Genomic DNA, 23478 nt, shown 5'->3' on the forward strand with positions numbered 1-23478 from the left:
AATACCTTTGCACTCAAATTTATAAAACAAATAAAATGTCAGATATAAACGAAATTGTAGCCAAACTAAAACAAGGAGAAACAATGCTTTATCCAACAGATACAATTCTTGGATTGGGTTGTGATGCGAAGAATGAGGCTGCAATCGAAAAAATTTATCAGATAAAAAATCGCCCTTCATCAAAATCGTTGATTATTTTAGTTGACTCACCACGCATGTTACAAAATATTGTTGAGGTGCCAGAATTAGCTTGGGATTTGATTGATTTGAATGAAAAACCTCTTACAATTATTTACGATAATCCAAAAGGTTTACCACAATCGTTAGTTGCAGAAGACAATACAATTGCTATTCGATTAACAGACGATTTGTTTTGTAAGAAAATCATAGGGAAATTAGGTGGACCAATTGTGTCTACATCGGCTAATTTATCAGGAGAACCTTCTCCAAAAGTGTTTTCGGAAGTTAATCCTACTATTTTAGAGCGTGTTGACTTTTATCCAGACGAGACAAAAACCTTTGTGCCTCAGTTTACTGCATCAACGATAATTAAATTAGGTCTAGATAACGAAGTAAAAGTTATTAGAGAGTAGTTTTTTATTTCAAAACATATACTTTTGCAGAATGAAAATCTTAGAAGCCGTATCAAATCCAATTTTTAAAAATGTAGCAGAAGTTGCTGATGAAATCAATCAAGAAACTTATGTAGTTGGTGGATTTGTACGCGATTATTTATTGAATCGTGGTCAGAAAAAAGACATCGATTTTGTAACAGTAGGAAATGGAATTTTATTGGCTAAAGAATTGGCTAATAAATTAGGACATACATCACAAGTTTCAGTTTTTAAACGTTTTGGAACAGCAATGTTCAAATATAAAGACACAGATTTGGAATTTGTAGGTGCACGAAAAGAGAGTTATTCAGAAGATAGTCGAAAACCACATGTAGAAGACGGAACGTTGGAAGATGACCAAAAACGTCGTGATTTTACAATCAATACATTGGCAATTTCGATGAATAAAGAGAATTTTGGTGAATTAATTGATCCTTTCAATGGAGTTGAAGATTTGAATAATAAAATCATCAAAACTCCTTTAGAGCCGAATGTTACCTATTCTGATGATCCTTTACGCATGATGCGTGCGATTCGTTTTGCAGCTCAATTGGAGTTTGAAATAGAAAAAAAATCTTTTCAGGCAATAATTGATAATGCTGAACGTATTAATATCGTATCTTTTGAACGCGTAATGGATGAGTTTCAAAAAATTATGATGACGGATAAACCTTCGGTCGGATTATTGTTATTGGAACAATCAGGATTAATGCAACATATTTTACCAGAATTGGTTGCATTAAAAGGAATTGAAGAGGTTGAAGGTCAAAAACATAAAGATAATTTTTATCATACATTAGAAGTCGTTGATAATATTTCTGTCAACACAGATAATGTTTGGTTACGTTGGGCAGCGTTGTTGCATGATATTGGAAAAGCTGTAACTAAACGTTTTGATAAAAATGTAGGTTGGACATTTCATTCGCATGAATTTGTTGGATCTAAAATGGTATTAAAATTGTTCAGACGATTAAAATTACCATTAGGACCACAAGTAAAATATGTTCAGAAATTGGTAATGATGAGTTCTCGTCCAATTGCAGTTGTAACAGATGACGCAACAGATTCAGCTTTACGCAGATTATTGTTTGATGCTGGAGAAGATTTCGACGATTTAATTACGCTTTGTAAAGCCGATATTACAACAAAAAATGAACGTAAACAGAAACGTTTTAAACAAAATTTTGAAGTTGTAGAACAAAAAATAAAAGATGTTGAAGAACGTGATAAAGTACGTAATTTTCAACCACCAATTACAGGTGAACAAATAATGAAAATATTTGATATTCAGCCAGGAAAAGAGATTGGAATCTTAAAAAATGCCATCAAAGAAGCAATTTTAGAAGGCGAAGTAGAAAATAATTATAATTCTGCATTAGAATTTGTAATTAATATGGGAAAAGATTTAAATTTGGAACCGAAAAATATTTAGAAAGTGATATATAAAATTCGTGTATTCCTTGATGCAAAAGAGGATGTTTTTAGAGACATAGAAATTAAAGAGAAGCAAACATTATTCACATTGTACAAAGGTATTATTAGTGCTTTTAGTTTACAAGGTGAGGAGTTGGCATCGTTCTATGAAGTAGATGAAGATGGAAACCAAACAAAAGAAATTCCTTTAGAGGATATGTCTGATGATGGAACTGATGAAACAATGGCTGATTTTTATATCAAAGAAGCTTTTGCTAATCAAGGAGATCGTATGGCTTTTGTATATGATTTTATGGAAATGTGGACATTTGTGGCTGAATTAATTTCTGTAGAAGATAAACCAGCTGTTCTTAATTATCCATTAACGGTTTACCGTTTCGGTTCAATGCCTCTTAAAGCGCCTAAAAAAGACATGATGGTTGATTTAGACGATGAAGAAGATATTGATTTTGCAGAAGATGCTGAATTAAATGATTTACAAATCGACGAAGATTTAGACGTAGACGATTTATAAAAACTACAACTAATCAACTTATATATCAAAAAATCTGAATGGCAACATTCAGATTTTTTTTTGTGCTATATATCAACCATTTGATAATTTTTTTACTTCCAGAACCAACCATTTTTCCGTAACTTGCATCTACTGATAAAAGAAAGAATCTATGAAACAGCTACTGTTTTTATTATTAATTTTAACCAATTCGATGCTTATGGCTCAATCCCCAACGATTGATCAAAAGTGGAAAGAAATTGACCAGCAAATGCAAAATGGTCAATTCAAATCTATCCAACCAAAAATTGATGAACTTAAAACGTTATCAAAAAAGCAAAATAATCAACAAAGTTATCTGAAAGCTTTGTTTTATGAAGCAAAAATAAAAGTTGCAACTTCTGATGAAACAGATGATGTAAACTTCGTTTTTGATTTGTTTAAAAAGGATTTAGATGAAAAATCAATTGTAAATAATGCGATTGTTTATTCATATTTAGCTGAGTTATATCAATTGTATTACAACGAAAATCGTTGGAAAATCAATAGTCGTACAAATGTCGAAAATCAAGCTACAAATGATGTGAGATTTTGGACAGAAGATACTTTTAAGAAAATAATTAATGATTATTTTTCGAAATCAATTCAACCAAAAAATGAATTAATAAATGCAAAATCTCAAGATTATAAAATGATTTTGAATATTGCAAATGATAAGAAAAATGCGCAACAACAATTTGATTTAACGCCAACATTGTATGATGTTTTAGCAAGAAATTATATCAATTATCTGAATGAGAATGATGAAAAAGATAAAGCAAATCAATTGCTTTCTGATTTAGTTGAGATTAATAAACAAAAGAATAACGAAAATGCTGTTTTGTACAATGAATTGATTTTAATTGATTCAAACCGCGGTTCGACTTCGGTTCAAGAAATTATTAAACAAAAAGAATCTTTAGCAACAAAATATCCAAAAGCCTGGTATTCGTCTTATGTGTATGCAACTTTAGCGACAGATTATTATGGTTTGCAAGAAGATAAATTGGCGAACGTAAATAAGATTTTTGAACTACAACAAAAAGTTGCGAAGCTTTATCCAAATTCGGAGGAATTAGAGAATATAAATAATTTAGTTTCGAAGATAAAATCGCAAGAATTAAGTGTACAAGCAGAGCGATATATTAATGAAAATCAGAATACACCAATTCAATTAACGCATAAAAATTTGTCGCAAGTTTTTGTGAGAATTTTCGCTTATAATGAAGGTTTTGATGGAAAAGATAAAGTACAAGCGTTAAATGTTTACAACGAAAATAAAATTGCAGAAGCGCAAAAATTTCTGAATAGTTTACAAGTTGTTGATCAATATACAATTGATGTCAAATCGTTTGAAGATTATCAAAATCATTCGACAATTGTCAAATTAAATCCACTTAAATCTGGTCGTTATATTGTCCTTTTTTCGAATAATTCTGAATTCAAAATCAACACAAAAGACGATATTGATTATTTGGATATAATGGTTTCGAAATATGCGATAAACTCGCTGAATGAAAAGGTTTCGGTTGTGAATCGTGAAACTGGAAAACCAGAAAGTAATGTTGCGGTTGAGTTTTCTAATTTGTCAGATTATAATAAAAAGGAATTTAAAATTTTAACGTCGGATAAAGATGGAATAATTACAATTCCTTCGGGTTGGAGAAATCTTCAATATCGCGTAAAAGACGAACATACTATTTATTCAACATATTATTACGATTACGATCGTTATGATGAAGATGATGATTCTTCTGTCAAAATTTTCACAGATCGTGCGATTTATCGTCCTGGACAAACGGTTTATTTCAAAGGAATTTATTATTCATCAAATGATAAATCGAGAAATGTCGTTCCAAATTCTAAATTGACGATTGCTTTGTTTGATGTCAATGGTAAAGAACTTTCTAAAGTTGATTTAACAACAAATGAATTTGGTTCTGTAAATGGAAGTTTTGTTTTGCCAAGTTCAGCATTAACAGGGAATTTCACGATTAGACCTGTAAATGTTCAAGGTTATTATTCATTCAAAGTGGAAGAATATAAACGTCCAAAATTCAAAGTTGAAATAGAGAAAAATAAAGGTGTTTATAGTTTAAATGACAAGGTAAAAGTAGAAGGGAAAGCAATCGCTTTTTCTGGTGCTAATATCGATAATGCAAAAGTTTCGTACCGTGTTTATCGTCAAGAAATTTTTACGTTTTGGCCTTGGTATCGCTCAATTCCAGCAGATCGTGGCGAGCGAGAAGAAATTACGTTTGGTGATACAACAACTGATGCAGAAGGAAAATTCAATTTCGAATTTGTCGCAAAACCGGCTTCTGAGAAAAAGAAAGATGAGGTAAGAACGTACAATTATTTTATCGAAGTAAATGCAACAGATATCAATGGAGAAACGCAGTCTGAGTCTTCTTCGGTGAAAGTTGGTGATACGAGAATGTCGTTGAATGTGGCTGTTTCAGAGAAAACAAAAGCGGACGATTTGAAAGCTTTCAAAGTTGAAGTGAAAAACTTGAATGATGAAAAATTAGATGGAAAGGGTCTTATTGAAATTTATTTGTTAAATGCGCCAAAAGAAGTTGTTCGTCGTCAAAAATTTATAACAGATTATAATATTTATACGAAAGAAGAATTCAAGAAATTGTTTCCAAATGAGCCTTATGGTGATGAAATTAATCCTAAAACATGGACAACTAATCAAAAGGTTTTCGAAAGTGATTTTGATACAAAAGTTTCAGATGAAATAAAATTCAATCAAGCGTCAAATTTAGAAGAGGGTTATTATGTCATCAAAGGTTTTGTGATGGATGGAACACAAAAAGTTGAGGTGGATAAATTGGTTTATGTTTCGAATGAAAAGAAAGCAAATGAAATCAAAACGCTTTTAGCAGTTTCGCCAAATCAATCAACTTATCAACCAAAAGATGTTGCAAAAATTGAATTCAAATCGGGTTCTAAAAATACATTTGTGTATTATGAAGTAGAGGCGAATCAAACAATTATTGAGAAAGGTTTCTTGGATTTGAGTAAAAAATCGGTTGTTGAAATTCCTATCAAAGAAGAATATCGTGGCGGAATTTATGTGAATTATGCGATGACGAAATTCAATGATGTGCAAACAGGAAGTCTTAATTTGGCAATTCCATTTACAAATAAACAACTGAAAGTGACGGCTGAAGTTTTACGTGATAAATTGACGCCAGGCGCAAAAGAAAAATGGCAATTAAAAATAGAAGGACCAAATAAAGACAAAGTTTCGGCTGAGGTTTTAGCAAGTATGTATGATGCTTCGTTGGATCAATTTGCGTCGAATTCTTTAGATTTTAATGTATATAATTTTACGAATTCAAGAAGAAATAATCCATTTAATCTCTATCAATTTTATTCAACAAATTCTTCACGCGCAATTTATTATCGTACAAATTATGATTTTTATGCAAGAGGATATGCAGGATTAGACCTTAATTTATTTGATTTTGGATTTAACCAATATCGTATGAATCGTAGGATGATGAAATCGGTAGCTGCGCCAAGTGCAAATGTAGAAAATGAGTTAGCGGGAAGTGTTGCAGGTATTCAAGTAGAAACTGCTGATGCTGAAGTTGCTTATGTAGCAAAATCTTCAAATTCAGGAGAAGCTCCAACTGTAATTAGAGGTAATGCTAATTACTATTTAGCAGATAATTCACTTGCACTTTATGTTATAGACGGAATCGTATATGATAAAATGCCAGAACTTAATCCAGATGATATTCAGTCTATGAATATATTGAAAGGAGGAGAAGCAACAGCTTTATATGGTGCAAGAGGAGCAAATGGAGTAGTGGTAATTACAACTAAAAAAGGAGCAAACGCAGCTTTAGATAATGTAAAAGCGCGTACAAATTTAAATGAAACAGCGTTCTTTTATCCAAATCTTAAAACAGATTCAAAAGGAAATGTAATTATAGAATTTACAACGCCAGAAAGTTTAACAGAGTGGAAATTCATGGCGATTGCGTATACACCAGACCTTAAAACAGGTTATTTAGAGCAAAATGTTCGCACCCAAAAAGACTTGATGGTTGTGCCAAATATGCCACGTTTTTTACGAGAAGGTGATCAAATTTCGGTTTCATCTAAGATTAATAATTTATCAGATAAAGTATTAAATGGTTCTGCGAAATTGATGTTGTTTGATGCGTTTACCAATCAACCAATTGATGCGCAATTTAAATTGATAAATGCAGTTCAGGATTTCTCTGTTGCGAAAGGAAGTTCGGATCAAGTGACGTGGACAATTGATGTTCCGAAAAATGTACAAGCGGTTGTTTATCGTGTGGTGGCTTCGGCTGGAGATTTTTCTGATGGAGAAGAATCGGCTTTACCAATTTTGACAAATCGCATGATGGTAACAGAAACGTTGCCGATTTATGTGAAAGAAGGTCAAAAGAAATCGTTCCAATTTGAGAATATGATGAACAATAAATTGACTTCTTTGGATAATTTCAAATTAACGTTTGAGATGACAACGAATCCGATTTGGTATGCGATTTTCTCGTTGCCTTATTTGCGCGAATATCCTTACGAATGTGCTGAGCAAGTGTTCTCGCGTTTATATGGAAATATGATTTCGGAGAAAGTGATTAATTCGAATCCAAAAATTAAAGCTGTTTTTGATGATTGGAACAAAAACGGTGAATTGAAATCGAAATTACAATTGAACCAAGACTTAAAAAACATCATTTTAGAAGAAACGCCTTGGGTAAAAAATGCGGAAAGCGAAGAAGAGCAAATGAAACAAATTGCGGTTTTATTCCAATTGAATCAAATGCAAACGGAAATGAAATCGGCTTTCCAAAAATTATCTGATAAACAACTCTCAAATGGTGGTTTCGCTTGGTTTGATGGCGGTCGTCCAAACGAATATATCACAACGCATATCGTTTCTGGTTTTGGAAATATGAAGAAAATGGACGTGAATTTCAAAGCATTTGAAATAGATGTAAATCCATTAATCAAAAAAGCGATTCAGTTTATTGATGATGAGAATTTAAAACGTTTCAAAGAGTTCAAAAAAGATCAAAAATCATTCAAGGATGTTACGTATTCAGACGGTTTACATTATTTATATGCGCGTTCGTTTTTCTTAGAAGATTATCCGATGTCGAAAGAATTGGAAGAAATGAAAACAGCGATGTTAAAGAATCTAAATGATACAAAATTAGAGTTGTCGTTGCAACAAAAAGCAATGGCTGCAATTGTGATGAATCGTTTTGGAATGCAGTCTGGTGCTAAGATTGTAGTCAATTCGATCAAAGAAAAAGCAGTAGAATCGGATGAAATGGGTATGTATTGGAAAGAAAATCAACCGGGTTGGTTTTGGTATCAAGCGCCTGTAGAAACACAATCGTTGTTAATCGAAGCATTTGACGAGGTAACAAAAGATGAAAAATCTGTCGAAGAAATGAAAGTTTGGTTATTGAAAAATCGTCAAACAAATCAGTGGAATTCGACAAAAGCAACGACAAAAGCGGTTTATGCTTTAATGAATTTCGGAAAATCTTGGATAGATGCAGAGAAAGGAATTGAAGTGAAGATCGGAAATCAAAAAATTGATTTAGATAACAATACGCAATCTGGTTCGGGTTATGTAAAAACTTCTTGGAACAAAGAAGAAATTAAACCTGAAATGGGTAAAGTTGAAGTTTCGAAAACTTCTCCAGGTGTTGCTTGGGGAGCGATGTATTGGCAATATTTTGAAGATTTAGATAAAATAAAATCTGCCGAAACGGGAATCAAATTCAATAAGAAATTGTTTGTTAAATCGAATTCTGCAAATGGTCCAATTCTGAAAGAAATTACACCGTCAACACCAATAAAAGTGGGTGATATTGTAACTGTTCGATTAGAGATTTCGGTTGATCGTAACATGCAGTTTGTACACATCAAAGATATGCGTGCAAGTGGTTTCGAACCTGTGAATGTACTTTCTGGTTACAAATGGAAAGGAGAATTTGGTTATTACGAAAGCACGCGCGATGCAGCAACCAATTTCTTTTCGGATTATATGAGAAAAGGAACATATGTTTTCGAATATGATTTGAAAGCGAATAATGCAGGTAATTTCTCGAACGGAATTACATCGATGCAAAATATGTATGCACCAGAATTGAGTGCGCAAAGTGAAGGAATTCGTGTTGAAATTAAATAGATTTTAACTTGTAAGTTTAATAATAAAGGCAAGATTTTTAATCTTGCCTTTATTTTGGTTAAAAGATACCTAAGAGTTGGTGAACTCTTAAGCAAGAGTTTAGTAATTCCTGCTTAGCTTTCTTTTGATTTATGAGTTGCGTGAGTTACGAGATTAGTGTTTCGAATTTTACACTTTGTAAAACATATTACGTACAACTTAAAACGTTAAGCGTATCACATACAATTCAAGATTTTATTTATCTTTAAAATCAAATAACACTAAATGAAGAAAAGACTTCTACTCAATATTGTACTCATTCCTTTTATCGGATTTGCGCAGCTGCAAACCATTTTTCAATCTAAAATAGATTCGATTTACGAAAAAAATAAAAACGCTGTCGGAATTATTGTTCACGTTGAAGCACCAGAACAAAACATTTCGTGGAGTTATGCAAAAGGAGTTTTGGATATTAAAACCAACGAAATTTTAAACAGCCAACAACCGGTTTTAATCGCAAGTAATACCAAACCTTATGTAGCTGCTGCAATTTTGCGTTTGGTAGAAAAAGGTCAAGTTAGAATTAACCAATCGATCAAGAATTTATTGTCTAAGAAGACTCGTAAATTGCTCGAAAAAGATGGTTATGATTTGAATACGATAACAGTCAAACATTTGTTGTCGCACACTTCTGGAATACAAGATTATGTCGATGATGCGTATTTTGAATTAGTTAATCAGCGACCGCAATATAAATGGACGAAGGAGGAACAAATAAAACGAGCAATGGAAATCGGAAGTCCACAAAAAGTAGGAGAAAAGTTTAGTTACGGTGATATCAATTATTTGCTTTTAGCAGAAATTATTGAGCAAAAAACACATCAACCTTTTTATAAAGCAATTCGAGATTTGTTAAAGTATAAAGAATTAGGTTTGACACAAACGTGGTTTATCGATTTGGAAAAATATCCACAACAAACGCTTCCGCTAGCTCATCAATATGCAGATAAATACAAGTGGGATTCGTATGATCTGAATCCTTCGTGGGATTTGTATGGTGGTGGTGGAATAGCTTCGACAGCGAAAGAATCGGCTCTGTTTTTTCAGTATTTGTTTGAAGGGAAAATTATTCAGAATAAACAAATTTTGGATTCGATGTCAACATATGTTTTACCTTCGGATCAATCGAAATATTGTTTGGGAATTTATCATTTTGATATGGGATTCAATGCCTATTATCATGGTGGTTGGTGGGGAACAGATGTGATTTATTCGCCAGAAACTAATGCGACAATTACAGTTTTTATCTTGCAAAAAGGGTTTCAACATATCATTAATCCTTTTATTGGAAAAGAATTTCTGAAGTTGTTGATGAAGAAGAGTTAGAATTTTGAATAATTTTCTCATAAGATTTGACATTTTTTTAATTCATTCTAAGTATAAAACTTTCTAAATTTGAGGCATGAAAAAATCAATACTTAGTATATTTTCTGCAATTGTTTTAACGTTCTCAGTTACAGCAAATGCACAAGAAATCGAAGAACAAATCGTAATCGAAAATCGTGTAAATGATGCCAAACAACAAGATAAACCTTATGTTATCTTGATTTCGGCAGATGGTTTTCGTTATGATTATGCTCAAAAACATGAAGCTAAAAATCTATTAGCTTTGGCTAAAAATGGAGTGAAAGCAGATGCCATGTATCCGTCTTTTCCTTCTGTTACATTTCCAAATCATTATACAATTGTAACTGGTTTAACACCTATTCATCATGGTTTGGTAGGAAATAATATGTTAGACAGAGAAGTTGGTGATCGTTATTTATTGGGAAATAGAAATGCAGTTATCAATCCGAAATGGTACGGAGGAACGCCAATCTGGAACCTTGCAGAACAGAACAAAATGTTAGCTGCTTGTTACTATTGGCCAGGTTCGGAAGCGCCTATTAATGGTATGTTCCCAACGTATTCGTACAAGTATTCGGAAAAATCACCAATTGATTACCGTATTCAGCAAGTTGTAAATTGGTTGGAGTTACCAGCTGAAAAACGTCCACATTTAATTACGTTTTATTTTCCGGAAGTAGATCACGCAGGGCATTCTTTTGGTCCTGATGCACCTGAAACAAAGGAAGCTGTACAATTTGTAGATCAATCAATCAAGAAATTGAATGATGAGGTTGCAAAAACAGGTTTGAAAGTGAATTTTGTTTTTGTTTCTGATCATGGAATGACAAGAATTGATGATGAAAATCCATTGAAATTGCCAATTAAAATTGATGAATCAAAAGTACAAGTTGCTTCAAATGGTTCTTATGTAAGTCTTTTTGTAAAAGATAAAAATGATATCGAATCAATTTACAAAGAAATAAAAGCAGTTCAGAATAATACGTTCGAAGTGTATAAAACAACAAATGTCCCATCTAAATATCATTTTGATAAAAAGAATGATCGATACAATCGTATTGGAGATATTATTTTGATTGCACATGCTCCAAACTATTTCTCAAACAAAAATGCACCGAAAGGTTCGCATGGTTTTTATGTAAAAGAAACGCCAGAAATGAAAGCGACTTTTATGGCTTGGGGACCAAATATTAAGTCTGGTAAAGAGATTAAAGTTTTTCCAAATACAGAAATCTATCCAATGCTTGCGAAGATATTAGGTTTACCAATTCAAGAAAAAATTGATGGAACAAATCAATTAGCCAATAAAATTTTGGTGAAATAATTTAGATTTTACTCAAAATACAAAGCCAACTTATTAAGAGTTGGCTTTTTTTGTTATTGAATTTTCATTGACTTATAAGAATTCGTCATTTTGAATTTATTTTTTCTTAAAATTCAGATTTGATATAATAATAGCAAAAATAATAACGGCGATTCCTGTCCATTGTATTGCGAGTACTTGTTCATGTAAAAGCACAAAAGCCATGGTTACTGAAACGGGTAATTCTAACGAAGAAACAATACTTCCCAAACCTAATCCTGTGTGCGGAAAACCTTTGTTTAAAAGAATAGGAGGTAAGACAGTTCCGAAAATTGCCAACGGTAATCCCCAAGTATAAAAAATGCTAAAATTGAATGCATGAATTCCATTTACATCATTTGAAAAGTTGTTGTAAAAGCTCATTAAACCATCAAAGTAATAAGGTCCGATTTGGCTAAAAAACAAAAATAGAGACACAATAATAGAACCTCCAAAAAGCATCCACAAACTTTTTTTATAAGCTGGTAAATAATTGGCTAAACTATTCGATGTAAACATGGTAGTCGTAAAAGAACAAGCTGCTAAAAATCCCCAAAACAATCCTTTAGGATTTAACTCGACTTCTTGGTTGATTAAATTTGTTGCCAAAACAGTTCCAAATAATACCAAAACCATTGCAATTAATTTTTTGGCAGAAGGAAATTGTTTTCCCAAAATACTCTCAACCAAAATACTAATCCAAACCGTTTGCATCAACAATACAATTGCGATTGACACATTGATATATTGTACCGCTAGATAGTAAAATAAACTTGTGAAACCTAACGAAGTTCCAGCAAGAATCAACCTTTTTTTATCTTTTTGTTCAATCTTTGGTAAATCTTTTTTACTCATCATAAATAAGTTGATGATTCCCAAAATCAAAATTCCTAATACAAACTGAGAAGTTGTTACCTCGGCAGTCGTATAGCCTTGATCGTATGCAATTTTTACAAATGTTGCTAACATTCCGTAGAAGCTAGCGCCCATTGCAACGAACAAAACTCCCTTCAAAATACTTTTATTTTCCATAATTTTTTACGCAAAAAAACGGCCTGATTAAATTTAAAATCAAGCCGTGCAAGTTACTTTATTTTTTCTGACTAAAAAAGTCCGTTAATTTCTCCTTCTATTTTATTGAAAATGAATCCTAAATCTTCTTTATTTTCAACAAAATCTAAATTATCCACGTCGATTACCAACACTTTTCCTTCTTTATAATTCGAAATCCACTTGTCATATTTCTCGTTTAGACGATTCAAATAATCAATACTAATTGAATTTTCGTAATCGCGACCGCGTTTCTGAATTTGCGAAACCAATGTAGGAATTGAAGCTTTAAGATAAATCAATAAATCTGGTGCTTCTACAAAACTTGTCATCAAATTAAAAACACGCAAATAGTTGTTATAATCTCTTGTAGACAATAATCCCATATCGTTCAAGTTACTCGCAAAAATATGCGCATCTTCGTAAATTGTACGATCCTGAATAATGTCTTTTCCGCTTTCTCTAATCTCTTTTACTTGATTAAAACGGCTTCCTAAGAAATAAATCTGAAGATTGAACGCCCATTTTTCCATGTCGTTGTAAAAATCATCCAAATACGGATTCATTTCTACATCTTCAAACTGAGCTGTCCAGTTGTATTGTTTTGCTAAAAGGTTTGTTAGAGTAGTTTTACCTGCTCCAATATTTCCGGCTATGGCGATATGCATTTTCCAATTATTTTAACGTTTGCAAATATACTAAAGCTTAATTTTCAAAACAAAATCTAAGCTAGCGACTCATAGAAAAATCTTTTTTTAGAAAAAAATTATTCCGATTGATTTATGAATTTTTATTCAATTATAAATTAAAAATAAATAAGGATTAGTAATTAGTTTTAATTGATTAAATAGTTTATTATTAATTATTTGTACTTAAAATAGTATAAGTGTAAATTTTATTTTCGACCAAAGTATAAAGATTTTTTTCGCTAAACGCAAAACTTTTTACATTTTCTAAATCAATAAAAGTCGTCAAATTTTGATTGACAATATTTTTTGATATTAGCTTATTGTCATTTATATAGAAAATAACATCTTTATAAAAATAAAAAGGTTGCTGATTGGTGTCAAATTCAAAATTAGATTTGAAATTTCCATAATCATCGTAAACATAAATTGTTTTCTGACCTTTTAAATACACCAAATTTTTGTACACATGTATTTTATCGATTGATTGATCATTATACTTCAAATAAATTTGTTTTGATGTCAGAATTGGTTTTTGTAACTGATAATTATAGTAAACAATTTTATTCCCGATTAAATCATAAAACCAACAAAATTGCGTGTCAACAACTTTTAATGCAGCTGGCATAAAATCGTTTGATTTAATCTTTACAATATCCTGAATAGGATTCAAATCTTCATCTAAAATAGTGAGTTGATTAAAATTTGAATATACATAAGCTCGAAGTGGATTATTGACATCAACTGAAGTAATAATATTCTTGAGATCAATACTTTTGTTCTTTTTCGACTGAAATATTTTTTCAATTCTAGTATCTGAAATCAAATAAATCGAATTATTTAGATCAGTATCAATTGATTTGATTGTCCTATTTTCAATCAAAACTGAATCTTTTAACTCAAACTTTTGAGAAAAAACAGTGATAAATGCAGAAACAAAAATAATTGAAAAAATGGTTTTCATTTACTTGAAAATTACTTCATAACCAAATCTACAAATTGAGAGTAGGATTACCAAAATAAATATGTATCGAATAAATTTATTCCCTTTGTTGATGGCTAATTTTGCTCCAATAAAACCTCCTAAAGCGTTGCAAATAGCCATTGGTAAAGCTATTTTCCAGATAATTTGCCCTTTGATTAAAAACAAACAAATCGAACCAAAATTAGTTGCTAAATTGATCAGTTTTGCATTAGTATTAGCTTTCAAAAAATCCATACCAAGAAGTGTTACGAATCCCAAAATAAAGAAAGTTCCAGTTGCAGGACCAATAAAACCATCGTAAAAACCAACTGCAATACTCACAATACAACCATTGATAATCGCAATGTGGTAAGGAATTTTACGCTCGGTTGCTTGTCCAAAATCTTTCTTGAAAATAGTGTAAATGGCTAAAACAATCAAAATGATTAACAAAACAGGCTTCATAAAATCATTATTGATAACCGTTAACAATTGTGATCCTAAAAAAGCAGAAACAAATGCGCATATAGCCATAATCGTGAAAAGTTTCCAATCTATTTTTACCTTTTTTAGATATTGTGAAGTTGCTAAAGCTGTTCCACTAAATGCTGGAATTTTTAGCGTTCCGATTACTGTTGAAACAGGTAAATTAGGTAAAAAAGCAAGTGATAATGGCGTTTGTATTAATCCTCCACCGCCAACAATAGAGTCGATGAAGCCAGCGCAAAAAGCTGCCATGTATAAATATAATAAAATCTCAATTTCCAAAACTGAAAAATTTAGGCAAATGTAGATGAGAAATAATAAATAATGAAGGAATTATTAAAAATTGTAGCCACGATGAGACTCGAACTCATACTGTCAGAACCGGAATCTGATATTCTATCCATTAAATTACGCAGCCAAAAGTTTTGCAAATATAGATAAATAGACTATTTGAGTTGAATATTTTGTCTAAATTTTCGGTGTTGGGTTGCGGTAAAATAATCTCTGAAAATTTGATTGATTTCTTCATTTATTTTTGAAGCTTTAATTCCAAGTTGTGGATAAATTTCAATGATAAATTGAGTGATTTTCTCAACAGTTTCTATTCCAAACGAATGAATTTCAGTTTCGATTTCTTCTGAAATAGGAGAATTATTTGTCAATAAATTTTCTATTGTTTTAGCAAATTCAATAGTTTTCGAAGTTGATTTAATAACGAAATTATCAAAATTAGTTTGTTTTTGGTATTGAATAATCTCTAAACTTTTTTCGATAAAATGTTCTGCCATTCCAAGATAATTTACCAATAAAGTTAAATCAGCAAAAATTCGGAAAGGTATTTTTTCGACCAAATCATCACTATAAAATTCATTATAAATAAAACTATAATCTTGATGAACGATTTCATTTTCTACTTCAAAACTATGAGAAGATGTTGCAACCATTCCCATTGATTTCCAGGTAGAAATTAATTTAACTTGAGATTTATTTAAAATAAATGACAAAAACTTTGGTTCACCATTTTTATCCAATTTCTCTTTTCCATCTTCGATTATTTTCGCATTTAATGTAAAATGAGTGAGATAAGGAGCGCCAGTTGCATAATGCCACAAACCGTTTATGATATATTTATCTCCAACTTTTTCAGCAGTTCCACCAAGCATTCCGCTTCCACCAAAACACGTTTTTTGTGATGAAAATAAATTATAAACAATATCGGGTTTTAGATTTCGAGAAAAATAATTTGCTCCACTACAAAGCGTTATAAACCAACCTAAACTTCCGTCAATTTTAGCAACTGATTGAAGAATTTTTAATCCTTCAGAAAAATGTAAGCCAAGTCCATTGTATTGTTTCGGAACCCAAATATTCAACCAATTTTGAGTATAAATATGATCGAGAACTACTTGATTAAAGGATTCTTTATTCAATAATTCTTTTTGAATTTTGGGAATATCAAGCATTATTTTCATTCAAAATTTTTCTCCAATTAAAATATCCAGAAATCGCCACACAGAATAAAATCAACGATAAAATAGCATATAAATACAAATCTTTGTGAATCATTAATGGAATTGAAATAATGTTACTAATATTCAACAAAATCCAATTTTCGAGTTTACGTTTTGCCATTAACCACATACCAGCCCATGCAAATGCGCTTACGATTGAATCCCAAATTGGAACGTCAGAATCGGTGATATGTGTAAGTGTTAAATAAAAAATGGTAAAACTACTTAAAACAATTCCTGAGACAACTCCCCATTCTTTTTTGTTGGTTATCGTAATTTCAATTTCGTGTTTTTGTTGTCCAAATTGCCAATATAACCAACCATAAATGCTCATCACTAAATAATAAATATTAAGAGTGAACTCGGCATATAGCTTAGAATTGAACATAACGAAAAGCGATAATGTAATTCCTGCAATTCCAAATAAATAATTTTTTGGATTATTGAATCTCGCCAATACGACTTGAAAAATAGAAAATGTGACACCTAGCCATTCAAGCCAAGTTGTGTGTAAAATAATTTCCTTCATCATAATTTGTTTTGATGAGGAGATAGAAGTTATTGCTAACATCAATTCCTCCGCCAGCATTATCTGGATCAGGTATAGAACAAAATTGTTCTTGGGTATATTCTCAGCTTTTTAGCACCCCATTGAAAGGCAAAGATGAAAAGTTTTGATGAGTTTTCCTAATTAATAATCAAAAAAGCTTTCTCAGTTCTGAGAAAGCTTTTTTGATTATTGTATTTTTTATATCAAACCAAATTGCTTGAAATGATGTGTAAAATGTTTTTTATGAAATGTTTTCCAATCTTCGTATCCAATATCATTTAAAACAGGATTGACAATTTTAGCATCAGGATTTTCTGTGAAATATGAATTGAATTTATCAATTTCTTGTTCTAATTTTTCTATTGCAGCTTCTAAAGAATGGTAACGTAAATCTAGTAAACCTTCCATTCCATTTGCTTTTATCCCCTTTTGCATTTCATGATCAGATTCTAATAAAAAGGATTTGTATTGGGGTATTTGCTCTGCAGGAATTCGACAAGGTACTGTTAAACCTCCATTTGAAATTTTAGTGGTTACAATCAAATGTTCAACCATGTGTTGAGGTGTCATAATTCCCCATTCTGGCTGTTGATCTACTTTTAAACTTTTTAGTTTAGAAATAAGACTGGCTTTATCTTCAAAATTTAAAAACATATTTTTTCTGTGAAGTTAGTTAGTCGTATAATAATAATCAATAAAATTCAAGATTTATTTTGTTAATTGTTCAAGCCTTTTTATATAAGCGTCTACAAAATTCTGAATGAAACTTGTTGTGGTTATAGAGTTCTAATTGTCCAATCTTAATAACTTTAAGGGTATATCCTTCGGTTGTCATTTTAATTAAGTTCTTTGAAATCTTTCTAGAATTTGCTTCTTTTCATAGACTTCCCATAAAAGTCCAATTGTTTTTTGAGTTTAGTTATCTGATTTCATTTTAAGAAAGTTTATGTAAAAATTTTCAATGAATTAATTATCATTTTTAATGAATATCGTATAAGAAAAATGTAAATTAGTATTGTATTAAATGAAACAAATGATAAATATTCAGCCCAATTTAGAAAATGATTTAGTAGAACTTCAACCGCTCAACGATAATGATTTTGAAGCGCTTTATTTAGCTGCTTCAGACCCGAAAGTTTGGGAACAGCACCCAAATAAAAATCGTTGGAAAAGAGATGTTTTTATGAATTTTTTCGAAGGTGCAATTCAAAGTAAAGGTGCTTTCAAGATTATTGATAAACAGACAAATCAAGTTGTTGGTAGCTCTCGTTTTTACGATTATGATGAGCAAGATTCATCTATTTTGGTTGGTTATACGTTTTATTCGACGAATTGTTGGGGAAAAGGTTTTAATCCGTCTGTTAAGAAATTAATGTTTGATTATATTTTTCAGTTTGTTGACAAAATTTATTTACATGTTGGCGCTGATAATGTACGTTCGCAAATTGCAGTAGAGCGTTTGGGTTGTAAAAAAGTGAAAGAAGAACAAATTGAATATTTTGGAGAAGAGCCAAAGTTAAATTTTATTTATCAGTTGAATAAAGTTGACTGGTTTAAGTAATTGATAATTAAAACTATTTTTTGAGGACAGATTTTTTATGTCCTTTTTTTGAAAAAAAACTTAAAAATATGATTATGTTTTTCGTAATAAAATATACTTTTACTGAAGTTTTCATAATAATGAATGAGTAATATTACATTAAACCCAATTTATGAAAAGATTATTGATGACTTATCAAATCAAAAATACTCTATTTCAGACTTTTTTTTCTCAACAGAGGAAACAAAGCAACTTCGCGAAGCTATAATTCGAAAAGAAAATAAAAAAGATTTTCATCAAGCTGCTGTCGGAAGTTCGGTTAACGAACAAATTATAAAATCAATCAGAGGCGATAAAATCAGATGGATTGATGAAGAAAATAAAACAGAAACGGAAGAAATTTTTTTCTCAAAAATCAATGATTTTATTGACTATCTCAATTTAACATGCTACATGGGCATTGAGGAAAGTGAATTTCATTACGCTATTTATCCAGAAGGGACATTTTACCAAAAACATGTTGATGCTTTTAAGAATGATGATAGACGCACACTTTCTATTGTTTTGTATTTGAATGATGAAGAATGGAAAGATGAATTTGGCGGACAATTGACCTTGTATTTGGCAGATGAAAATAAGGCTGAAAAAGAATTAGATATTTTACCTCTTGCTGGTCGTTTGGCTGTTTTTGATAGTAAAACTATTCCGCACGAAGTAAAAACTGTTAATCGACCAAGATATAGTATCACAGGTTGGTTGAAAACCAGAGGAAATATTTTGACATATTTGTAATAAAATCTGTAGTTGCTTCGAGATTTCAATTTCTATTTACATTAGATAAATATTGGTATCAATTCGAACGATATAGACAATAAAAATAAAAGCTCAACCATTAGTTGAGCTTTTATTTTTTCTTATATATGCTAAACGATATTATACTTCGTCAAAGAATTCTGCAACATAACGTTCTGCGTCTAATGCAGCAGCGCAACCAGAACCAGCAGCAGTAATTGCTTGTCTGTAAACAGAATCTTGTACATCACCAGCAGCAAAAACACCTGGTACATTTGTTTTGTAAGAACGATCTTGCGTGATTAAATATCCTGTTTCATCCATATCCAATTTACCTTGGAATAATTCTGTATTTGGTTTATGTCCAATCGCGATAAAAACTCCATCAACGATTAATTCTTTTTGTTCGTTAGTAAGATTGTTGATGATTTTAGCTTTCTCAACAACATTGTTTCCTTCCAAACCAATCAATTCGTGGTTATATAAAACCTCTAAATTATGCGTATTTGCAACACGATCTTGCATCGCTTTAGACGCGCGCATTTCCTCTTTACGAACCAATAAATAAACCTTGTTACAAAGTTTTGATAAGTAAGTTGCTTCTTCAGCAGCGGTATCACCACCACCAACTACCGCAACATCTTTACCGCGGTAAAAGAAACCATCGCAAGTTGCACAAGCCGAAACTCCACTACCAGCGTATTTAGTTTCATCATCTAATCCTAAATATTTTGCAGTTGCACCAGTTGAAATAATGATAGAACGCGCTTGGTAAGTTCCATTGTTTGATTTTACAGTATGTACATCACCTTCTTTTTCTCCAAAAGTTACTTCCGTTACATATTCGTATTTTATTTCAGTTCCAAAACGTTCAGCTTGTTTTTGTAAATCAGCCATCAATTCTGGTCCAGTAACTGCTTCTGGATAGCCTGGAAAATTCTCAACATCTGTAGTTGTTGTTAATTGTCCACCTGGCTCCATACCAGTTAAAATCAAAGGATTCATGTTCGCGCGTGCTGCATAAATTCCCGCTGTATAACCTGCAGGTCCAGATCCTATTATGATAACATCTCTTACGTTATTTTCCATTGTGTTGTTTTATTTTTTTACAAATTTAGTATTTCTTATTTAGTTTTCTCGATTCTATAAATAGATGAAAATTATAGATTCATAATTTTATACACTAATTCAATTAATAATTGGCTTGGCGTCACATTTCCAGTAGTTCCAACACCTTTTCCTTTCAAATCATATTCGCGTATGAATGAGATAATTCTCGTAGCTTTTTTTAGCGGATAATTACTCGCAGCTGTCATCATTCCTTGTACAAAGTAGGGATTAATTCCTAAGACTTTTGCCAAATTTTGTTTTGATTTATCTGGCGTAACATGTATTTGAATGATGTTTGTAAACAGATTAAAAATTGTTGTGATCGAAACGACGTACGGATTATCCTTCGGATTTTTTTCGAAATATTTAATGATTTTGAATGCTTTTTCGATGTTCTTCGTTTCGATTGCATTGCGAAGTTCAAAAACATTATAATCTTTACTAATCCCAATATGTTCCTCAATATGATTTGGTGTGATAGTTTTATCCGCGCCAACAATTGTAAAGAGTTTTTCTAATTCATTGTTCAAACGAGATAAATCTGCTCCGACATACTCCGTCAACAAAAACTTTGCTTTTGGTTCAATCTTAAATTGATTAGCTGCAACTTTTTGTTCTATCCAAGAAGGTAACTCGCTTTCATAAATCTTTTTGAATTCGTGGTAATACCCTTTTTCATTCAGAACTTTATAGATTTTCTTGCGTTTATCAAGTGAATTTCCTTTGTAATTGATGATTAAAACCGTCGAATCTTGTACTTGATTTGCATACATTTCCAACTGATCTATCGAACGGCTAAGATGTTGCGCTTCTTTTACAATCACTACAGATTTTTCTGCACCCATCGGGTATTGACGCGCCATTCCAATCAATTGTCCAACTTCTACATCTTGTCCATAAACTATTGTTTGGTTAAAACCTTTTTCTTCTTCTGTTAAAATATTTGCTTCCAACAAATCAGTTACCTGATCGATGAAAAACGGCTCGTCGCCCGCCAAGAAGTAAATCGGTTTATAGTTTTTGTTTTTTATATCTTTGATCAAAGATTCTACAGGACTCATACAATGACTGAATTAGTACAATTAAATTTTTCCGAAAAATACCAAATAAGATTGAAACAAGCCCAAGATAAATTGTATATCTTTTGTTTGATTCGAAAAAAATGGTTGGTCTATACGCCCGAAGAATGGGTTAGGCAACACGTTCTGAATTATTTAATCAACGATTTGGGTTATTCAACTTCGGCGATTGCGTTGGAAGTTGCAATTGATATTACAGGAATGCGAAAACGTGCAGATATTGTCGTTTATCAGCAAGAAAAACCATTTATTATGGTAGAATGTAAAGCGCCACTTATAGCAATTTCGCAAGCAACTTTTGACCAAATTGCACGTTACAATATAGTGTTAGGTTCTCAATTGTTGATGGTAACAAATGGATTGAATCATTATTATTGTATGATGGATTTTGTCCAAAAAAGATATAACTTCTTGAAAGAGTTGCCGAAGAAAGGATAATTTGAAAATGAGCTAATGTGTTGATGTGAAAATTTGTCAATTCGAGCGATTTTAATGGATCTTGAGTACGTTTCAAACGTAACTGACCATGTCCCGAACGTAGTCGACGTGGTTCTGAACCAAGCTGACTAGGTTCCGAAGTAAGCTAGCTTAGTATTTTAGTAAGCTGATGGGGTTCAGAACCACGTCAGCTTGGTTGTGGACGTGATTGAGTAGGTTGTATATTTTAATTTGTTAGATGATTAAATAAATTACTTACTTAAAAAGTTTATTGAATTTGTTTATATTTGAAAAATATGAAAGGTTGTTTTAATTTTTTAATTACTTGTATAATTTTATTGGCCTTTTGTGGCTTGATGACAGGAATTACATCAATCTTTTTTAAATCAGATGTTAAGAAAGATAAAATAATTAAAAATGATTATTATGATTTACAAAAAAATAATTATAATAATGTAAGTATTTATGATACAGTAATTAATTATAAAAATTATAACCAAAATTATAATTATATACCTTCAAGATCTGGAGCGATTTGTAACGATGGTTCTTTTTCACAAGCAACAGGAAGTGGTGCATGTTCACATCATGGAGGGGTGAGTTATTGGGTGAATTAAATTTTAAAAAACTATATATGACTATACTAGCTTATCAAATAATAATATTCTTCATTATTCAGCTATCATCATTTTTTGGAAAAAAAATAAGAAATATTGTTATTTTTTTGTCAATCATATTTACAATCATTGAGGTGTTTACAACTTGGTTAACTTTATTACAATTTGTTACAATTTTTGTGTCGTATCAAGTTTCTAAAATATGGTTTAATGATAAAGTACATATTAAAAAAGAAGAAGATTTAGTAAGATTTGATGATTATGATGAAAAAGGAAGAAGATTTTATAGAGAAGTTGACTTGAATGACAGTAATATAGATGATGGATTAAGAGATAAAGCTGTAAAAAGTAAAAGAATTGAAGAATTAGCTAGAGAAGGTTTAAAAAATAATCCGAAACTAAATAAAATGATGAAGGATCATATGGATAATATGATTAATAGAAATGAATCCGTCTCACAACTGAGGCGGATTTTTTTTTTGTTATTATTGAGGGTTTTCGTATATTTATATCTGATAATCATACAGTTGTTTATGAATTTTAAGCATTACAATCAAAATCAGTTGGTTTTGTTTCCTTATAGTTTTGAGGATTTGATTCCCGAAAATCATCCTGTTCGGATCGTTAATGATATTTTGGAGAAGGTAAACATTGACCCGCTCCTGAAAGCTTACAGCAAAGAAGGAAATCCCAGTTATCATCCCGTGATGATGCTCAAGGTGATGGTTTTTGCGTATATGAACAATATTTATTCATCGCGGAAAATCGAAAAAGCGCTTCGTGAAAACATCAACTTCATGTGGCTCTCCAACCTGAGCATCGTGGATCACAATACCGTGAACCGTTTTCGTACCCATAAACTTGAAGCCGCCTTCAAAAATATTTTCTCACAGGTGGTTTTGCTTTTGGCAGAAGAAGGTTTGGTGAGCCTGAAACAGGTGTTTGTAGACGGAACCAAAATTGAAGCACAGGCGGGTCGCTACACTTTTGTCTGGGCAAATGCCATCAAAACCAACAAAGAAAAAATGCTTCGTCAGCTGGAAGAGCTCTGGAAATACGCTCAAAGTGTGGCAAAGGAAGAAGATAAAGACCCTGCACTGCCGGAGTTCAAAGAGATCAGCAAAGAAAAAATCCGGCAAACGGCAGAAAATATC

Annotated in this window: 20 protein-coding genes and 1 tRNA gene; 11 read left to right on the forward strand and 10 right to left on the reverse strand. The window is 31.5% G+C overall.

From position 1 onward, the window contains the following. Positions 1-35: 35 nt before the first annotated feature. The 6 genes from G0Q09_RS09875 (at position 36) to G0Q09_RS09900 (ending at position 11483) form a co-directional block, all read left to right on the forward strand. Positions 36-593 (forward strand): L-threonylcarbamoyladenylate synthase, encoded by a 558-nt coding sequence (locus tag G0Q09_RS09875; RefSeq protein ID WP_221627900.1) that lies wholly within the window; start codon positions 36-38, stop codon positions 591-593. Positions 594-624: 31 nt separating this feature from the next. After that, positions 625-2046: a CCA tRNA nucleotidyltransferase gene (locus G0Q09_RS09880; protein WP_219034735.1), complete on the forward strand. Its 1422-nt coding sequence runs from the start codon at positions 625-627 to the stop codon at positions 2044-2046. A 3-nt stretch (positions 2047-2049) separates the two neighbouring features. Beyond that, complete coding sequence (locus G0Q09_RS09885) at positions 2050-2562, forward strand: IS1096 element passenger TnpR family protein (protein WP_038333549.1); 513 nt, start codon at positions 2050-2052, stop codon at positions 2560-2562. A 151-nt stretch (positions 2563-2713) separates the two neighbouring features. Beyond that, on the forward strand, positions 2714-8773 hold the full coding sequence (locus G0Q09_RS09890) for an alpha-2-macroglobulin family protein (RefSeq protein WP_219034736.1): 6060 nt from the start codon (positions 2714-2716) through the stop codon (positions 8771-8773). Positions 8774-9037: 264 nt separating this feature from the next. After that, positions 9038-10138: a serine hydrolase domain-containing protein gene (locus tag G0Q09_RS09895; protein WP_219034737.1), complete on the forward strand. Its 1101-nt coding sequence runs from the start codon at positions 9038-9040 to the stop codon at positions 10136-10138. A 76-nt stretch (positions 10139-10214) separates the two neighbouring features. Then, positions 10215-11483, forward strand: a complete 1269-nt coding sequence (locus tag G0Q09_RS09900; RefSeq protein WP_219034738.1) for an alkaline phosphatase family protein — start codon at positions 10215-10217, stop codon at positions 11481-11483. Between the two features lie 96 nt (positions 11484-11579). On the opposite strand, the gene G0Q09_RS09905 is transcribed toward G0Q09_RS09900, so the two are convergent. The 8 genes from G0Q09_RS09905 to G0Q09_RS09940 all read right to left on the reverse strand — a co-directional run bounded on the left by G0Q09_RS09905 (position 11580) and on the right by G0Q09_RS09940 (position 17402). Beyond that, positions 11580-12533 (reverse strand): EamA family transporter, encoded by a 954-nt coding sequence (locus tag G0Q09_RS09905; protein ID WP_219034739.1) that lies wholly within the window; start codon positions 12531-12533, stop codon positions 11580-11582. A gap of 71 nt (positions 12534-12604) precedes the next feature. Beyond that, on the reverse strand, positions 12605-13219 hold the full coding sequence (locus G0Q09_RS09910) for a deoxynucleoside kinase (protein ID WP_038333632.1): 615 nt from the start codon (positions 13217-13219) through the stop codon (positions 12605-12607). Positions 13220-13409: 190 nt separating this feature from the next. Then, positions 13410-14201: a hypothetical protein gene (locus tag G0Q09_RS09915; RefSeq protein WP_125350138.1), complete on the reverse strand. Its 792-nt coding sequence runs from the start codon at positions 14199-14201 to the stop codon at positions 13410-13412. Continuing rightward, positions 14202-14969 carry a sulfite exporter TauE/SafE family protein gene (locus G0Q09_RS09920; RefSeq protein WP_219034740.1) on the reverse strand — a complete coding sequence of 256 codons (768 nt, stop codon included), beginning with the start codon at positions 14967-14969 and terminating at the stop codon, positions 14202-14204. A gap of 64 nt (positions 14970-15033) precedes the next feature. Then, a tRNA-Arg gene (locus G0Q09_RS09925) sits at positions 15034-15105 on the reverse strand. Positions 15106-15133: 28 nt separating this feature from the next. Then, a complete protein-coding gene (locus G0Q09_RS09930) occupies positions 15134-16159 on the reverse strand; it encodes an acyl-CoA dehydrogenase family protein (RefSeq protein WP_219034741.1) in 1026 nt (341 codons plus the stop codon). Next, positions 16143-16730, reverse strand: a complete 588-nt coding sequence (gene pnuC, locus G0Q09_RS09935) for a nicotinamide riboside transporter PnuC (RefSeq protein ID WP_219034749.1) — start codon at positions 16728-16730, stop codon at positions 16143-16145. The genes G0Q09_RS09930 and pnuC overlap by 17 nt, the downstream gene beginning before the upstream one ends. Before the next feature lie 216 nt (positions 16731-16946). Continuing rightward, the gene (locus G0Q09_RS09940) at positions 16947-17402 is read right to left on the reverse strand and encodes a hypothetical protein (protein WP_219034742.1); all 456 of its coding nucleotides are present in this window, start codon (positions 17400-17402) and stop codon (positions 16947-16949) included. A 370-nt stretch (positions 17403-17772) separates the two neighbouring features. On the opposite strand from G0Q09_RS09940, the gene G0Q09_RS09945 reads away from it, so the two are divergent. Continuing rightward, a complete protein-coding gene (locus G0Q09_RS09945; protein ID WP_306822322.1) occupies positions 17773-18309 on the forward strand; it encodes a GNAT family N-acetyltransferase in 537 nt (178 codons plus the stop codon). A 123-nt stretch (positions 18310-18432) separates the two neighbouring features. Beyond that, on the forward strand, positions 18433-19080 hold the full coding sequence (locus G0Q09_RS09950) for a 2OG-Fe(II) oxygenase (RefSeq protein WP_219034743.1): 648 nt from the start codon (positions 18433-18435) through the stop codon (positions 19078-19080). Positions 19081-19221: 141 nt separating this feature from the next. Here the strand turns inward: G0Q09_RS09950 and trxB are convergent, their stop codons facing one another. Both trxB and holA read right to left on the reverse strand, forming a co-directional pair. After that, complete coding sequence (gene trxB, locus G0Q09_RS09955; RefSeq protein WP_219034744.1) at positions 19222-20169, reverse strand: thioredoxin-disulfide reductase; 948 nt, start codon at positions 20167-20169, stop codon at positions 19222-19224. A 71-nt stretch (positions 20170-20240) separates the two neighbouring features. After that, a complete protein-coding gene (gene holA / locus G0Q09_RS09960) occupies positions 20241-21251 on the reverse strand; it encodes a DNA polymerase III subunit delta (RefSeq protein ID WP_219034745.1) in 1011 nt (336 codons plus the stop codon). Between the two features lie 3 nt (positions 21252-21254). Here holA and G0Q09_RS09965 point away from each other — a divergent pair, with 3 nt between their 5' ends. The 3 genes from G0Q09_RS09965 to G0Q09_RS09975 form a co-directional block, all read left to right on the forward strand. Then, complete coding sequence (locus tag G0Q09_RS09965; RefSeq protein WP_219034746.1) at positions 21255-21707, forward strand: type I restriction enzyme HsdR N-terminal domain-containing protein; 453 nt, start codon at positions 21255-21257, stop codon at positions 21705-21707. 296 nt (positions 21708-22003) lie between these two features. Further along, positions 22004-22324, forward strand: coding sequence for a DUF3761 domain-containing protein (locus tag G0Q09_RS09970; protein ID WP_219034747.1), 321 nt, complete (start codon positions 22004-22006; stop codon positions 22322-22324). Positions 22325-22341: 17 nt separating this feature from the next. After that, a partial coding sequence (locus G0Q09_RS09975; protein WP_219034748.1) for a transposase occupies positions 22342-23478 on the forward strand: 1137 nt, incomplete at its 3' end.

The organism is Empedobacter falsenii, assembly GCF_019308355.1.
Taxonomy (GTDB): domain Bacteria; phylum Bacteroidota; class Bacteroidia; order Flavobacteriales; family Weeksellaceae; genus Empedobacter; species Empedobacter falsenii_B.